Source organism: Xenophilus arseniciresistens, assembly GCF_028023875.1.
In the GTDB taxonomy this organism is placed as follows: Bacteria; Pseudomonadota; Gammaproteobacteria; order Burkholderiales; family Burkholderiaceae_C; genus Xenophilus; species Xenophilus arseniciresistens.
Genome location: NZ_JAQIPB010000004.1, coordinates 58,807 through 73,236 on the forward strand (window position 1 = coordinate 58,807; position 14,430 = coordinate 73,236).

The window sequence follows — 14,430 nt, forward strand, 5'->3', positions numbered from 1 at the left end:
GAATGTACGCTTGTGAAGGCGCGGGTGGGGCCCGATCGGATGGAAACCAGCCGACTCTAAACTGCGGAGGCGGCGCAGCGCGCCGTCACGACTAACGTGGCGCGCTTAGTCCTGCTCTGGCCAGCACGTTGATCCACCTCGGACCTACGTGATCGCGAAGAACGTCCTCAGATCTCCAACTTCGGACGATCGCGAAACCGGCGGCAGCCGCTGCCTCAAGGAATTCGCTGGGGGTGTACAGCGCAAAAAATCTACCGCTACGATCAAATTGCTCCCCCTCGCCCTCCTGTACAGATGCGAACAGGGCGCCGAGCGGTACAAGCGCTTTGTGGAGACGAGCGAGCGCGTCAACGAGCGTCATCTTGGGCAAGTGAAGTAGCGAAGCACAAGCCCAGATGCCATCGTAGGCAGCCGACTCGTCAAGTTCCTCAATTCGTTGTACGTCGCATGGAGCGGATGAATATTCGTGCGCCAGCCGCGCAAGCGATGGCGACGCATCAATCCCACGGCACCGATAGCCGCGCCGCACAAACTCGCGAAGATCTCTTCCCGATCCAGCCCCAGCGTCGAGAATCCGCCCCCCCGGCGGCACTAGGGCTAAAAATGAGTCGTACAGGGGCGACATGTCTGCCCCCACGGTGCGCTCAAAGTATTCGAGCGCATGCTTCTCATAGTAGTCGTCCGTCCCGCTGTGGCCTTGGGAATTCATACCCATTACGTCGTACCGGTCATGCGATGCGCGTCCTAACCCGCTTTTGCGCGCCAGGCATTCAACTCAGAAACCAAATTTTTGTACCCTTCATCTACAAGGCCCTGAATTTCCTTTGGAAACACGGCCGCTCCACCCACCGGCATCGCGCCGCTATCAACCTGCGCGCCCTTCCCTTCCCCCTGCGATTTCTTGGCATGCGCATGAAGCTGCTTGAACACTCGATAGTGAGCGAGGTAACGCCCAAAAACAGGCATCAGGTCTTGATGCTGATCCTCCCTTGCAAGCCCAGCTTTTCCTTCAATGACTTCGACAATGCGTCGACCGATTTCAACCAGTTCGTCGAAGTAGTCCTCAATGCCCTTTCCAGCTCCATAGACTCTCGACAAGTGCAGCACTGTGCGAAATCTTTCCCACTGGTCATTGCCAGTCGCGATTTCGAATACTTTGCCGTCAAAGTCATCGCTGGGGCCGCCCTGTACAAGTCGAAATTGATCTGGGGCTGCACTTATCAGAGCTTCGTTCATCAATCGATAGAGTGCATTGGATTGGCGCAACAGCGCGTGAAGCGGCCCATATAGCTCCGAGAGTTGCTTCAGGCGCCATTGCACAAAGCTATTTCCGATCTCAAGCTTCGCCCTCGCTTCGGCGAGCTGGCGCGCATGCTCCGCAGCTCTTTCCGCTTGCAGCGCTTGAGACTTCAATGAGCGGGACTGTGTCGACCAACTGACAAGGCTTCCAACCAATGTACCAAGCAAAGCGCTCCCAAAGGCAAGATAGGCTGGAACGTAGTCTGGCGGCTTGGACTTGATCGCCTCTATCGACGTAGCAATGGTCTTGAGGTTTGACAAGATCATCTGATCGTCCACCGTGCCAGCCACCGTTTGGCCAGGAGCCACAATGGCACTCGGCGCACGCATTGGAGGAGAAACAGCTGGGGGAGTCTGTGTCTCAGCAAATGCCCATAGGGAGCACATGGAAAGCAGCAGCGAGAGCAGCCATCGATTCAGCCTCATTCCATTTTTCCCTTTGTCCTTGGCCCGACCTTTATTCAGTTCTGTGCATCATGCCATCCACAACCTAGGCCACTAGCCTCAGAGCATAGCGGACGCGAGTTCCAGTGGGCTGCGTGTCGCTAGCACCTTGACGCCCGATCCAGCTGATCGAAACTGATGCATTCGCTATCGGATCTCTTTACCTCTCCGGAAAGCACGGTCCCGCGCCATAAACGCTTCCAGCATGTACGGGATGAGCTGCAGCGTATCGACGGTTTCACCATAGATCTGCGCATGCAGCGCAGCATAGCGATCGAGATCCGCCTTCGTGCTAGCTGGGCACGCGAAGGTCAACTTGACCACTTCCTGCCGAGGAAGCGGTCCCAGGCGAAGTTTCGAGGTTGAGCTCATTGGACATCTTGCCGCTGGAAGAACAAGGGCTGGTAGGGCCGCAGTACCAGGTCGCGGTTGACGATGACCCGCACCGGCAGCCCGGGGCGTTCGGTCAGTGTCGGCTGGATGTTCATGTTCCGCCGGGTCATCTCCTGCCCGATTTGGTTCACGCTGTCCTGCACGCTGTCGCGCCCGGCAATGGCGACACGGTTGCCGTCCTGGCGGTTCTCGGGCGCGGCCAGCTCGGCGCCGATACCCAGCAGCGTGGTCAGCGCCGCGCCTGCAAAGATGCGGTCCCAGTGCCAGTCCACGCCGTCTTCCAGGCCCGCGTAGCCCGCCGGGTCGGTGCCCACTAAGTTGTCCAGTTTGAACGACGAGGTGTCGGGCAGGATCACCCGGTTCCACACGACCTGCACCCGGCTCTGGCCGTAGCTCACCTGGCTGTTGTACTTGCCCAGGATGCGCGAGCTCTGCGGGATCAGCAGGTACCTGCCGGTCGCCGTGTCGTAGACCGGCTCCGTCACCATGGCGATCACGTCGCCGGGCAGATCGGACTTGATGCCCGTGACCAGCGCCGCGGGGATTACCGTGCCGGCCATCACCTGGTACGGCGAAGCCGGCAACTGCAGAGTGCCGGAATTGCGGGTCTGTGCAGACCCGGCATTGCCCAGAAACGCTTCCTTCTGCTCCTGGCGGTTCTGCACCGTCGTCGGATCGGTGGGCGGCGCGGCGGCGGGCGCAAGCGCCCCTGCCAGCGCATCGAAAGGCTGCGCGCTGCCTCCCTCGCCTGCTGGTGCCTGCGCCGGCTTCGCGCTGGCCGGACTGCCGCCCGTCGCACGGAAGAACACGCCGGAGCGTGCCGCGTCCTCGGCCGCCAGGCGCGCCGCATGCGCCGGATCGGCGCCGTGGGCGCGCGCCTCCACCGGCTGCTGCGACCTGACAATGGCCGGCCCCAGGTCGCCCGGCAGCGGCTCGCCCAGTTGCGGCACCGCGGGCGCCGCCAGCCGGGCCACCCCGGCGTAGTCCCTGGGCAGCCGGTCCAGGCTCTCGGCCTTGGCGATGCGATCGACGTTGTACAGCTCGGTCGCCGGATTGCGCTCGCGCCGGTGCGGCTGCAGCGACCACAGGGTCGCACCCAGCACCACGGCCGCCAGCGTGCCGGCGATCACGGCCAGCATGCGTCGGTTGAGCCGGACCACCGGGCGCGGCGAAGCGCGCAGCGCCATCGCCTCGGGATCGGCTTTGGGCTGAACGGCAGCCTCGCTCATGATCCGCTGCTCCCCACGCCGCTACCCGAAGCGCGCGGCACGCCATCGGTGCGCTCGATGCGCACGATCTCGCCCCTGGTTCCCTTGCCGCCACCCAGGCGCAGTTCGGCCGCACCGAACAGCCGGTCCACCACGTAGTACGGCGCCCGATAGCGGTAGTTCACGAGCTGCCCATCGCCCTGCGGGCCGATCACGAACAGCGGCGGCAACTCGCCCTGCGCGATGCCGCCGGGGAACTGGATGTAGACCTTCTGCCCGTCATCGAAGGCGCGCAGCGGCTTCCACGGCGGGCTGTCGCCGCTGATCGCGTAGCGGAAGCGGATGCTCTCCAGCGACAGGCCGGCGTCCACGGGCGCCGAGGCCTGCGCGTCCCGCGCCTGCTTCTGCAACGCCACCATGCGGTCTTTCGGGTAGTCCCAGGACACGGACGCCATCCATGCCTGCGGCGTCGAGGACAGCTCGACGAAGTAGGTGCGGCGGTTTGTTGTGATGACCATGTTGGTCTTCAGGCCCGTGCGAGTGGGCTTGACCATCACGTTGACACGCTGGGCCGGCCCCGTGCCGCTGGTGGTGTCGCCGACGATCCAGCGCACCGTGTCGCCGGCCGAGACCGTCACCAGTTCCTCGCCCTCCTGCAGCGCGATGACGGTGACGCGGCCGGGGCTCGTGTAGACCTGGTACAGCGCACCGTCGGTGAAGGGCCAGACCTGGATCGCATTGACGTAGCCTTCGCGCGAGGGTGCGATGCGCGCCTCGTCGTTGGCCTTGGACACGCGCAGCTTCTCGTCGGTGGGCTCGGGCGCCGGCGACGGCGCTTCTATGGCCGGCAGTGCCTTCATCTGCGCCGGCAGCGGCAAAGGCTTGGGAACTTCGACCACTTCGACCGGAACGGGCGTGTCGGGCAGGCGCTGCGCCTGCACGGGTTCGTCCAGCGTGATGGCCGGCGGCGGCGTGCCCTGCGTGGCGCAGCCGGCCAGGCCCGCAATGCACAGTGCCGGTAAAACGTAAAGGCGGAATGGTCGATTCATGGCTTCTTCGCTCCTTCGGTCGCATCGAGTTCACGGCTCCACGACAGACCGTTGACGTGGATGCCCAGGGGGTTCTTGCGCAATTTCTCCTCGGTGCGCGGCGGCTGCAGCACGATGGACAGCACGGCGGTCCAGCGCTCGGTGCCGGCCGGCGCGCCGTTCACGAAGGCGCGCTCCACCCAGCGCACTTGGAACGACGAATCGCTGGCGCGCACGACGCTGGTAACCTCCACGGCCACCGAGTTCAGGCCGATGCGCGAGAACGGGTCGTTGGTGCGCGCGTAGTCGTTGAGCGTGGCCGCGCCCCGGTCGGTCGCGTAGTCGTAGGCTTCGAGCCAGTTGCGCCGCACGACGATAGGGTCGATGGACAGCGAGCGCACGTCGGTGATGAAGCGCGCGAGGTGGTGGGCGATCTGCGCGTCATGGGGCCGGTACGGCGTGGCGGCCTCGCCGACCGCGCGCACCTGCCCTGCCTGGTCCACTTCGACGACGTAGGGCGTGACGATGGACTGCGCCGAGCGCCAGACAAGGCCGCCGGCCATCAACAGTGCCAGCGACAGGCATCCGAAGGCCATGAAGCGCCAGTTCTTCGCCTGCACGCGGGCCGAGCCGATGCGCTCGTCCCACACCTGCGCGGCAGCCTGGTAGGGAGTGACGGGCGCCGGCGTCTCGGAGAATCGCACCTGGGGTCGTTTGAATCGCATGAAGGGTTCTCCTTAGCTGTCGTCGCGCAGGCTGGGACTGGCCCCGCTGCCGCCGCTGTCGCCCGAACGCAGCGTGTGGGCTGCGACGGTCGCGCCATGCGCGAGGCGCTGGTGTCGCTGCAGCCGCTGCGCCCAGGCGGGCGGCGCGCTGGAAGTGGCCGCCCTGTCGGTGGATGCCGTTGCGGCTGCAGCCGGCGGCGCGGCGGCCTCGGCGACGAAGTTCGCTACGCGATCGCGCATGGCATTGGCGCCCGAGGCAACGCGGTCGCCGACCGCACCGGCGCCGGTGCGTGCGACGTTGGCCAGCCCCGCACCCGCGGCGCGCAAGCCGCTACCACCCGAGGCCGCGGCGCCGGCCGCATAGGCCGAGCGGGCGCTGCCAGCAAGCGAGCCGGCCGTACGGCCAGCAGCTGCCGCCCCGCCGACGACGCTGCGCGCAGCGCCGGGCGCCATGCGGGCGCCGGCCGCGACTGCCGCGCCTGCGCCCGCAACCGCAGCGCCACCAGCAATGGCCAGCCCTGCCCCGCCCACCACCGTCCCGGCCGCCGCGCCCGCACTGAGCTGAGGCGCGCCAGCTACCAGACCGGTCGCAATGCCGGGACCAAAAATGCCGAGCCCGAACAGCGCAATCGAGGCCAGCATGAGGGTCAGCGCATGGTCGATGCTCGGCTCGGGGCCGCTCGGCGCGGTGAACTCGCCGAACAGCCCGGTGCCGATGCCCACGATCACGGCCAGCACCAGCACCTTGATGCCGGACGACACCACATTGCCCAGCACGCGCTCGGCGAGGAAGCTGGTCTTGTTCCATAGTGCGAACGGCACGAGTACGAAGCCGGCCAGGGTCGTCAACTTGAACTCGATCAGGGTGACGAACAATTGCACCGCGAGCACGAAGAAGCTCACGATGACCACCAGCCACGCCAGGCCCAGCACCACGATCAGGTCGAGGTTGGCGAAGACTTCGGGGAAGCCTGTCAGGTCACCGATCTGCGTCATGATCGGCCGCGCAGCATCGATGCCGACCTGCGCAAGCCGGCCCGGCTGCAGCAGTTGCGCCTGCGTCAGCGCCGAGCCGGAAGCGGTCAGGCCCAGGCCCGCGAACGACCGGAAGACGATGCCGGCCAGCGTGTTGAAGTTGCCGATGATGTAGGCGAAGGCGCCCACGTAGAGCACCTTCTTGATCAGCTTGGCGATCACCTCGTCGCCGCCACCGCCGCCAGCGTTGCTCATGGCCCAGAACAGGCCGGCGAGCGTCATGTCGATCAGGACCAGCGTAGCGGTCAGGAATGCGACCTCGCCGCCCAACAGGCCGAAGCCCGAGTCGATGTAGCGCGAGAAGACATCGAGGAAGCGGTCGATGACGCCAACGTCGTTCACGGCTTCAGTCCTTGGGAGTGGACGACGCCGCTTCGGCCGCCGGCGGTGCGGGCGGCTTCACCGGATCGTTCGCATAGGGCGATTGGCCTCCAGCCATGAAGCGCCGCCGCGTGGCCTCGGCCACGGCGTTGCATTGCGCATCGCCGACCTTCGCGTGGTCCGCCTTGCAGGCCTCGCGCAGTGCCCGCAGCCGCTCGGGGTTGGCGACCAGTGATTCGACGCTTTCGATGGGCGGTGGCTTCTTCTCGCAGGCAGCCAGCGCCAGCGCGCACAGGATCAGGAAGAGGATTCGTCGCATGGCCTGCTCTCCTTCAGTTGCCATAGAAGTTGACGGCCGCCGGCGTGTACGGCGTGCCCTCGCCCTGGAAGCGCCGGCGCACCTCGCGCGCGCGCTCGTGCACCGCGACCTGGCGTGCCTGCTCCAGCGCCGCGGCGCGGTCCTGGGTGATCTGGAGCTGCTGCGCCTGGATCGCCTGGCGCGACTGCAGCGCGAGCAACTGGTTGGTGGCCTGCATCGCCTGCAAGGCGCCCGTGGCCGACTGGCTGCGGTTCACGAGGTCGGTCAACGCGCGTTCGTCGGCCGCGAAGTTCTGCACGGCCTGCGACTGCACCTTGGTCGCCGTGCGCAGCGCTTCGAGCGAGTTGCGCCAGCGCGTGCGCGCGTCGAGCGCCATCTGCGTGCCCGAGATCGCGGCGGTGTACGACTCCGGGTACAGGCGCCGGAAATCCGTCTCCATCTGCGAGACGGTGAAGGCCAGCCCCTGTGCCTGCTGGATGAGCTGGTTGGTCGCGTCCAGCGTCGCACGCAGGTCGCCCAGCACGCTGAACGGCAGGCTGGTCAGGTTGCGCGCCTGGTTCATCAGCATCTGCGCCTCGTTCTGGAGCTGGCGGATCTGGTTGTTGATCTGCTCCAGCGTGCGCGCGGCGGTCAACACGTTCTCCGCATAGTTCGAGGGGTCGAACACGATGTCGCCGATGCCGAACAGCGCATGGGCAGGCTGGGTGACGCCGAGTGCAAGCGCGCCGGCAACCGCCAGCGCGAGGACGCGGCCCTTGAAGGGGCGGGGTTTGAACGAAGCGATGCGGGTCATGGCGAGACTCCTTCAGGTGGTGGATCAATGAGGTCTGCGGCCCAGTCCAGGCCGCAGTGGCGCAGCCAGTGCGCCGCGAAGTGCTGTACACCGTGCGCCGCGAGCACGGCGTCGATGTCGCGCTGGTGCTCGGGGGTCGAGGCGCCGGCGAAGGCGAGCGCCACCGGGCCCAAGTCCAGGTCGAAGACCCGGTTCCCGAGCCGCGACTGGTAGTAGTAGTCCTGCTTGGGCTGCGCCTGCGCGACGATGCCGATCTGCCGCCCGTTCAGGCCAAAGCTCTCGTAGATCTTTCGGATCTGCGGCTCCGTGGCCTGCGGGTTGGGGAGAAACACCCGGCTCGCGCAGCTCTCCACGATGGCGGGCGCGATCGCCGAGCCCTCGATGTCGGCCAGGCTCTGCGTGGCGAAGACGACGCTGACATTCTTCTTGCGCAGGGTCTTGAGCCACTGGCGGATGCGCGCCGCGAACACCGGGTCGTCGAGGAACAGCCAGGCCTCGTCGAGGATCAGCAGCGTGGGCGCGCCGTCCAGCCGCTCCTCGAAGCGTGCGAACAGATAGCGCAGCACGGCCAGCGCCGCAGCTTTGCTGGCCATCAGCTCCTCCATCTCGAAGCCCTGGACGTCCGCGCTGCCCAGCCGGTCGTGGTCGGCATCCAGCAACCGGCCGTGCGCGCCGCCCAGCACGTAGGGCGCGAGCGCCTGGCGCAGCGCGTTGGACTGCAGTAGCACGGACAGGCCCGTGAGCGTGCGCTGCTCCACCGGCGCGCTGGCCAGGCTGCCGAGCGCCGACCAGACCGCCTCGCGCTCCTCCGGGCCGACCGCCACGCCCTCCTGGACCAGCCGCCCCTCGATCCACTCGGCCGCCCAGGTGCGGTAGCCCTCACGGTCGATGCGGGCGAGTGGCTGAAACGCGATGGCGTTTTCGCCCTTCATCCCATTCACGTCGTCGTCCGCGCGGCCCAGGTCGTAGTGCTCGCCGCCCAGGCCCAGGACGGTCGCGCGGATCGAGCGCCCCCAGTCGAACGCGAAGATGCGCGAGCCCGGGTAGCGGCGGAACTGCAGCGCCATCGTTGCGAGCAGCACCGACTTGCCCATGCCGATCGGGCCGACCACCAGCGTGTTGCCCACGTCGCCGATGTGCGTGACGAACCTGAACGGCGTCGCGCCGTCCGTGCGGGTCACGATCAGCGGCGGGCCGTCGAGGTGCGCATTGCGCTCCTGCCCGGCCCACACGGCGGACACCGGCATCATGTGCGCGAGCCCCAGCGTCGAGACGATGGGCTGGCGAACGTTGGCGTAGGCGTTCCCAGGAATCGAGGACAGCCAGGCTTCCACGGCATTCAGCGTCTCGGGGATGGTCACGAAGCCCCGGCCCTGGATTGCCCGCTCGGCCTGCCGCAGCTTTTCGTCGGCCGCAGTGGCATCGGCATCCATCACCACCACCGTTGCGGTGAGATAGCCAAAGGCCACCTGGTCGCTGCCCAGCGCCTGCAGCGCGGCGTCGGCATCCGCCGCCTTGTTGCTGGCGTCCGTGTCCACCAGCACGCTCTCCTGCTGGAAGATCGTCTCGCGCAGCAGCGCCACGATGTTTTTCCGCTTCGCGAACCACTGCCGGCGCAGGCGCGTCAGCTCCTTCTCCGCCTCGGCCTTGTCCATGCACAGGAAGCGCGTGGACCAGCGGTAGGCGAAGCCCAGGCGGTTCAGGTCGTCGAGGATGCCCGGCCAGGTGGAGGTCGGAAAGCCCCGCACGGTCAGCACCCGCAGGTGCTGGTCGCCCAGCATCGGCGCCAAACCGCCGGTCAAGGGAGCGTCGGCCAGCAGCGCATCGAGGTGCATGGGCACCTCGGGCACCGCGACGGGATGACGGCGGGTGGATACCGTGCCGTGCAGGTAGGCCAGCGTCCCGGCATCGTCCAGCCGGGTGATCTCGGGCATCACGCCATCGAGCAGGTCAAGCACCCGGTCGGTCTCGGCGATGAAGGCCGTCAGGCGCTCGTGCCAGTCCACGCCTTCGCTGGCCCGGTTCTCGTACAGCAGTCCCGCCGCACGGGCGCGGGACTCCTCAGGCGGCAGGTACTGCAAGGTCAGGTGGTAGCGGCTCTCGAAATGGCTGGCCGATTCCTCGAAGGCGGCGCGCCGCTCCTCCTCCACCAGCCAGGACAGCGGTTCGGGAAACTCCGAGCGCGGGTAGTCTGCCGCCGGCAGGCGCTCGGCCTCGATGAACAGGGCCCAGCCCGAGCCGAGCCGGCGCAGCGCGTTGTTCAGGCGCGCGGTGACGGAGACCAGCTCGCCCTGCGTCGCGCTGTCCAGGTCCGGACCCCGGAAGCGCGCCGTGCGCTGGAACGAGCCGTCCTTGTTCAGCACCACGCCGGGCGCGACCAGCCCGGCCCAGGGCAGCCAGTCGGCCAGCAGCGCGGGACGTTGGCGGTATTCGGCGAGGTTCAGCATCGCATCGTCCTCGCATCCGCTACACGTCGAGCAGTGCGCGCTGCTTGATGTGGCGCGCGAAGACTTGCATGAACTGCGGGTCCGCGCGCGCACCCCAGACCGCGAGCGAATGGCCGACCAGCCACAGCACCAGCCCGGGAATCCAGAGCTGCAGCCCGAGGCCGACGGCTGCGGCCAGCGTGCCGTTGGCGATCGCCACGGTACGCGGCGCGCCGCCGAGCAGGATGGGCTCGGTCAGCGAACGGTGAAGAGGAACCTCGAAGCCGGGAGCGTCCTGCGCATTCATGCCAGCACCGCCCCGCCCGAGAACGAGAAGAACGACAGGAAGAAGCTCGATGCGGCGAACGCGATCGACAGTCCGAAGACGATCTGTACCAGCTTGCGGAACCCGCCCGAGGTATCGCCGAAGGCGAGCGTCAGGCCCGTGGCGATGATGATGATCACCGCCACGATGCGCGCCACCGGCCCCTGGATGGATTCGAGGATGGATTCCAGTGGTGCCTCCCAGGGCATGCTGGAACCGGCGGCATGCGCGGGCAACGCGACCGCGAGCAGCAATGCCACCATCAGCAGCACCTGCAGCGCCAGGCGCACGCGCGCGGCGCGTGCATGCGGATCTACGGAAATGAACCAAGTCGTCATGGCGTTTCTCCTGGAACGGAAGGGGATGAAGGAAGGGATGGCAGCGGGGTGGACGCCAGTTCGTGGTCGAGCCGGTAGCTGCTCCCGTCGAGGCCGGTGACACGCGCGATGGCCTCGACGCGCCGTGTGCGTCCCCGCCCGGCGATGAAGACGATGACGTTGACGGTCTCGGCGATGAGCGCGCGCGGCACGTTCATCGACACCTCCTGCACGAGCTGTTCGAGCCGCGTCAGTGCACCGACGGGCGAGCCCGCATGCACGGTGGCGATGCCGCCCGGGTGGCCCGTCCCCCAGGCCTTGAGCAGGTCCAGCGCCTCGGGGCCGCGCACCTCGCCGACGACGATGCGGTCCGGCCGCAGGCGCAGCGTGGAGCGCACCAGTTCCGTCATGCTGACGACGCCGGGCCGCGTGCGCAGCGGCACGTGGTCGTGTGCCGTGCACTGCAGTTCCACCGTATCTTCGAGCACGATCACGCGGTCGCCGGTGGCGGCCACCTCGTCGAGCAGCGCGTTGGCGAGCGTGGTTTTGCCGGTGCTGGTGCCGCCGGCGATCAAGATGTTCTGGCGATCACGCACGGCCGTGCGCAGGAACGCAGCCTGGTCGGCCGTCAGGATGCCGTCGACCACGTAGTCCTCCAGGCGGATCAGCGCGACGGCGCGTTTGCGCAGCGCGAAGACCGGACCCGGCGTCACGGGCGGCAGCGCGCCCTCGAAGCGCTCGCCAGTCTCGGGCAACTCGGCGGTCAGCAACGGCTTGCCCGCATGCACTTCGGCGCGCACGTGCGCGGCGATCAAGCGGATGATGCGTTCGCCGTCCGCAGGCGACAGAGTGACGCCCATCGGCGCGCGGCCGGTGCCCAGCCGGTCCAGCCACAGTGAGCCATCGGGATTGAGCAGCACTTCGACCACGTCCGGATCGGCCAGGGCCTGCGCGATCTCAGGCCCCATCGCCGTGCGCAGCATCCGGATGCGACGATCCAGCGCCAGCGAGGCTGGGGCCGCGGGCTTGGGCAGCGGCTCGGTCATGGCGCAGCCTCCGTTTTGCTGTCGGCCGGGGTCGCCGGCCGATGGTCTCCCGTGGAAGCATCGAGCCCGAAGAACTGCCGCTCCTCCGGTTGGATCTCCTCGTACACGTCCTTGACCAGGCTGCGCCCGCGCAGCAGGTGGCGGCCGAGCTGTTCGATGAACTGCTCGAAGCGGGCGCGTCCCTGGGCACGCGCTGCCTCCTGGTGCGCCTCGGGCACCGGCGTGCTGACGGTCAGGAAGTAGCGCACGTACAGCGCCACGGTCTCGATCAGGATGTTCTGGTCGCGTTCGACCTTGTCGAGCTGGCGTGAGAGGCGGTCCAGGCGCTTGGCGATCGCGGCCTCGCGCTGATCGCCGCTGTCGGGCGACAGGAACGAGGACAGCGCGGCAGCAATGATCGAGGACTTGGACAATCCCTTCATCGCGGCCAGCTCATCGAGCCGGCGCGCGTGGTCCCGCTCGAGGAAGATGTTCAGGCGAGCGCGGCTCATAGCGCGATCCCATCGTCAGGGTCGAGCGCGGCCAGGCGCGCGGTGCGCTGCAGGCGCGGATCGAGCTGCGTCGGCAGGGGCAGCGGCGCGTCGTCGTCATCGAGCAGGCCGAGGTCGTCGGTGACGGGTTCGGGCTGCGGCACATAGCTCACCTCGCCCAGCTCGGGCTGCTGCTGCCGGCCGCCGTCATCCACGGAGTCGACCTGGCCGGCAATCGCCATGTCGAGGATGGGTGCGGCCAGCGGCGCCAGCCCGCTCCAGGCGTCCTCCCGCGCCGGTGGCGCATCGCCGTAGCGACCGCCCGTGGCGAGCACCGGGGCCTTCTTCACGCGCTGCGTGAAGTTGCGGTCGAGGTAGTAGCGGATCTTGCGCGCACGGATCGGCGGATGGCCCGAGACCATCACCACGGCATCGTCGGGCGGAAGCTGCATCACCTCGCCGGGCGTGAGCAGCGGGCGCGCGGTCTCCTGACGCGACACCATCAGGTGCCCGAGCCAGGGCGCGAGCCGGTGCCCGGCGTAGTTGCGCTGCGCGCGCAGCTCGGTGGCGGTGCCCAGCGCGTCGGAAATGCGCTTGGCCGTGCGTTCGTCGTTGGTCGCGAACGCAATGCGCACGTGGCAGTTGTCCAGGATCGAATGGTTCTGGCCATACGCCTTGTCGATCTGGTTGAGGGACTGGGCGATCAGGAAGGCGCGCAGGCCATAGCCGGCCATGAAGGCCAGTGCTGACTCGAAGAAGTCCAGGCGCCCGAGCGCCGGGAATTCGTCGAGCATCAGCAGTAGTTGGTGCCTGCGCGCGATGCCATCCGACCCATCGAGCGATTCCGTGAGACGCCGGCCGACCTGGTTGAGGATCAGGCGGATCAGCGGCTTGGTGCGGCTGATGTCCGAGGGCGGCACGACCAGGTACAGCGATACTGGATGCTCCGTCGAGATCAGGTCCGCGATGCGCCAGTCACAACGCGACGTCACCTCCGCCACGGTCGGGTCACGGTACAGGCCGAGGAAGCTCATGGCCGTGGACAGCACGCCGGAGCGCTCGTTGTCGCTCTTGTTCAGCACCTCGCGCGCGGCCGACGCGACGACGGGATGGGGTGCCCCACCTCGCTCATTTGCCAGGTGCTTCGTCGTCATCATCCGGTGCAGGGTCACCTCGAATGGGCACGCGGGATCGGACAGGAAGTTGGCGACGCCGCGCAGCGTCTTGTCCTCGCCGGCGTACAGCACGTGCAGGATGGCGCCGACCAGCAGCGCGTGGCTGGTCTTCTCCCAATGGTTGCGCCGCTCCAGCGCGCCCTCGGGATCGACCAGGATGTCCGCGATGTTCTGCACGTCGCGCACCTCGTGCGTGCCGCGGCGGACTTCCAACAGCGGGTTGTAGGCGGCCGACCTCGGATCGGTGGGGTTGAACAGCAGGCAGTGCGAGTAGCGGGCGCGCCAGCCCGCCGTGAGCGTCCAGTTCTCGCCCTTGATGTCGTGGATCACGGCCGAGCCCGGCCAGGACAGCAGCGTCGGGACCACCAGGCCCACGCCCTTGCCCGAGCGCGTCGGCGCGAAGGCCATCACGTGTTCGGGGCCGGCGTGCCGCAGGTAGCGCTCATCCTTGCGGCCGAGGAAGACGCCGGCCGGTTCCTGCAGGCCGGCCTTGCGGATGTCGTCGTCCTCGGCCCAACGCGCGGAGCCGTAGGTGGTGACGCGGCGCGCCACACGCGAGCGCCAGATCGCCATGCCGATTGCCACACCCGTGGCGAGCAGGCCGCTGGCCGCTGCGATGGCGCCGCCGCGCAGGAAGATGCTGGGCGCGTAGGCGTCGTACCAGTACCACCACTCGAACAGCTTCCAGGGCGCGTAGACCGGCAGGCCTGCCACCTCGGACCAGGCCGGCCCCAACTGCTGCTGATAGCCCAACGCATGGGCGGTCCACTGGGTGGCACCCCACACCCCGCCCAGGGTCACGCCGATCACGGCCGCGATCTGGCCGAGCAGGATGCCCGTCTGGACGCTCGACGTCCCGCCTTCGCCAATCCCGGATCGAACTGCCATGTCCATTCCCTTCGGCGCCAGATCGCGCCATGCGCATGTGCGCCCCATGGCGCGCATCGCACGAGTCTGGAATCGACGGGCCGCGCGGTACACCCACGAGGGCGTAGCTCAGCGAAGGCTGGCGGGTATGTCGCGAGAAAACGCGGTTGGCTGGCTGGATTCCAGAACGCCGGGACCTAAATTGCCCCAGCTTTTCAGATCAGGAGCATCCTTGGCCA

General features: G+C 67.6%; 15 protein-coding genes. All 15 read right to left on the reverse strand.

What is annotated here, in order from left to right; translation table 11 throughout:
• Positions 1 to 91: 91 nt before the first annotated feature.
• The gene (locus PGB34_RS23105) at positions 92 to 715 is read right to left on the reverse strand and encodes a class I SAM-dependent methyltransferase (protein WP_408647874.1); all 624 of its coding nucleotides are present in this window, start codon (positions 713 to 715) and stop codon (positions 92 to 94) included.
• Positions 716 to 744: 29 nt separating this feature from the next.
• Positions 745 to 1,578, reverse strand: a complete 834-nt coding sequence (locus PGB34_RS11925) for a hypothetical protein (RefSeq protein WP_271428317.1) — start codon at positions 1,576 to 1,578, stop codon at positions 745 to 747.
• 312 nt (positions 1,579 to 1,890) lie between these two features.
• Positions 1,891 to 2,115, reverse strand: coding sequence for a DUF2274 domain-containing protein (locus PGB34_RS11930; RefSeq protein ID WP_271428318.1), 225 nt, complete (start codon positions 2,113 to 2,115; stop codon positions 1,891 to 1,893).
• Positions 2,112 to 3,365, reverse strand: coding sequence for a TrbI/VirB10 family protein (locus PGB34_RS11935; RefSeq protein ID WP_271428319.1), 1,254 nt, complete (start codon positions 3,363 to 3,365; stop codon positions 2,112 to 2,114). The genes PGB34_RS11930 and PGB34_RS11935 overlap by 4 nt, the downstream gene beginning before the upstream one ends.
• Entirely contained in the window at positions 3,362 to 4,393 is a 1,032-nt protein-coding gene (trbG, locus tag PGB34_RS11940) for a P-type conjugative transfer protein TrbG (RefSeq protein WP_271428320.1), read from the reverse strand. Before trbG ends, PGB34_RS11935 begins: the two co-directional genes overlap by 4 nt.
• On the reverse strand, positions 4,390 to 5,097 hold the full coding sequence (gene trbF, locus PGB34_RS11945) for a conjugal transfer protein TrbF (protein WP_271428321.1): 708 nt from the start codon (positions 5,095 to 5,097) through the stop codon (positions 4,390 to 4,392). The genes trbG and trbF overlap by 4 nt, the downstream gene beginning before the upstream one ends.
• Before the next feature lie 12 nt (positions 5,098 to 5,109).
• A complete protein-coding gene (trbL, locus tag PGB34_RS11950; protein WP_271428322.1) occupies positions 5,110 to 6,474 on the reverse strand; it encodes a P-type conjugative transfer protein TrbL in 1,365 nt (454 codons plus the stop codon).
• A gap of 4 nt (positions 6,475 to 6,478) precedes the next feature.
• Entirely contained in the window at positions 6,479 to 6,772 is a 294-nt protein-coding gene (locus PGB34_RS11955) for an EexN family lipoprotein (RefSeq protein WP_271428323.1), read from the reverse strand.
• Between the two features lie 13 nt (positions 6,773 to 6,785).
• Positions 6,786 to 7,565 (reverse strand): P-type conjugative transfer protein TrbJ, encoded by a 780-nt coding sequence (trbJ, locus tag PGB34_RS11960; protein ID WP_271428324.1) that lies wholly within the window; start codon positions 7,563 to 7,565, stop codon positions 6,786 to 6,788.
• Positions 7,562 to 10,012 (reverse strand): conjugal transfer protein TrbE, encoded by a 2,451-nt coding sequence (trbE, locus tag PGB34_RS11965; protein WP_271428325.1) that lies wholly within the window; start codon positions 10,010 to 10,012, stop codon positions 7,562 to 7,564. The genes trbJ and trbE overlap by 4 nt, the downstream gene beginning before the upstream one ends.
• A gap of 19 nt (positions 10,013 to 10,031) precedes the next feature.
• A complete protein-coding gene (locus PGB34_RS11970) occupies positions 10,032 to 10,298 on the reverse strand; it encodes a VirB3 family type IV secretion system protein (RefSeq protein ID WP_271428326.1) in 267 nt (88 codons plus the stop codon).
• Complete coding sequence (locus PGB34_RS11975) at positions 10,295 to 10,654, reverse strand: TrbC/VirB2 family protein (protein WP_271428327.1); 360 nt, start codon at positions 10,652 to 10,654, stop codon at positions 10,295 to 10,297. Before PGB34_RS11975 ends, PGB34_RS11970 begins: the two co-directional genes overlap by 4 nt.
• Positions 10,651 to 11,679, reverse strand: coding sequence for a P-type conjugative transfer ATPase TrbB (gene trbB, locus PGB34_RS11980; RefSeq protein WP_271428328.1), 1,029 nt, complete (start codon positions 11,677 to 11,679; stop codon positions 10,651 to 10,653). The genes PGB34_RS11975 and trbB overlap by 4 nt, the downstream gene beginning before the upstream one ends.
• The gene (locus PGB34_RS11985) at positions 11,676 to 12,170 is read right to left on the reverse strand and encodes a ribbon-helix-helix protein, CopG family (protein ID WP_271428329.1); all 495 of its coding nucleotides are present in this window, start codon (positions 12,168 to 12,170) and stop codon (positions 11,676 to 11,678) included. The genes trbB and PGB34_RS11985 overlap by 4 nt, the downstream gene beginning before the upstream one ends.
• Positions 12,167 to 14,212 (reverse strand): conjugal transfer protein TraG, encoded by a 2,046-nt coding sequence (locus tag PGB34_RS11990; protein ID WP_271428330.1) that lies wholly within the window; start codon positions 14,210 to 14,212, stop codon positions 12,167 to 12,169. The genes PGB34_RS11985 and PGB34_RS11990 overlap by 4 nt, the downstream gene beginning before the upstream one ends.
• Positions 14,213 to 14,430 lie beyond the last annotated feature (218 nt).

Excerpts from the sequence above, each read along its gene's own strand:
- PGB34_RS23105 (WP_408647874.1), bottom strand. The coding sequence starts at position 715 with ATGGGTATGAATTCCCAAGGCCACAGCGGGACGGACGACTACTATGAG.
- PGB34_RS11930 (WP_271428318.1), bottom strand. The coding sequence starts at position 2,115 with ATGAGCTCAACCTCGAAACTTCGCCTGGGACCGCTTCCTCGGCAGGAA.
- PGB34_RS11935 (WP_271428319.1), bottom strand. The coding sequence starts at position 3,365 with ATGAGCGAGGCTGCCGTTCAGCCCAAAGCCGATCCCGAGGCGATGGCG.
- trbG (WP_271428320.1), bottom strand. The coding sequence starts at position 4,393 with ATGAATCGACCATTCCGCCTTTACGTTTTACCGGCACTGTGCATTGCG.
- trbF (WP_271428321.1), bottom strand. The coding sequence starts at position 5,097 with ATGCGATTCAAACGACCCCAGGTGCGATTCTCCGAGACGCCGGCGCCC.
- PGB34_RS11955 (WP_271428323.1), bottom strand. The coding sequence starts at position 6,772 with ATGCGACGAATCCTCTTCCTGATCCTGTGCGCGCTGGCGCTGGCTGCC.
- trbJ (WP_271428324.1), bottom strand. The coding sequence starts at position 7,565 with ATGACCCGCATCGCTTCGTTCAAACCCCGCCCCTTCAAGGGCCGCGTC.
- trbE (WP_271428325.1), bottom strand. The coding sequence starts at position 10,012 with ATGCTGAACCTCGCCGAATACCGCCAACGTCCCGCGCTGCTGGCCGAC.
- PGB34_RS11970 (WP_271428326.1), bottom strand. The coding sequence starts at position 10,298 with ATGAATGCGCAGGACGCTCCCGGCTTCGAGGTTCCTCTTCACCGTTCG.
- PGB34_RS11975 (WP_271428327.1), bottom strand. The coding sequence starts at position 10,654 with ATGACGACTTGGTTCATTTCCGTAGATCCGCATGCACGCGCCGCGCGC.
- trbB (WP_271428328.1), bottom strand. The coding sequence starts at position 11,679 with ATGACCGAGCCGCTGCCCAAGCCCGCGGCCCCAGCCTCGCTGGCGCTG.
- PGB34_RS11985 (WP_271428329.1), bottom strand. The coding sequence starts at position 12,170 with ATGAGCCGCGCTCGCCTGAACATCTTCCTCGAGCGGGACCACGCGCGC.
- PGB34_RS11990 (WP_271428330.1), bottom strand. The coding sequence starts at position 14,212 with ATGGCAGTTCGATCCGGGATTGGCGAAGGCGGGACGTCGAGCGTCCAG.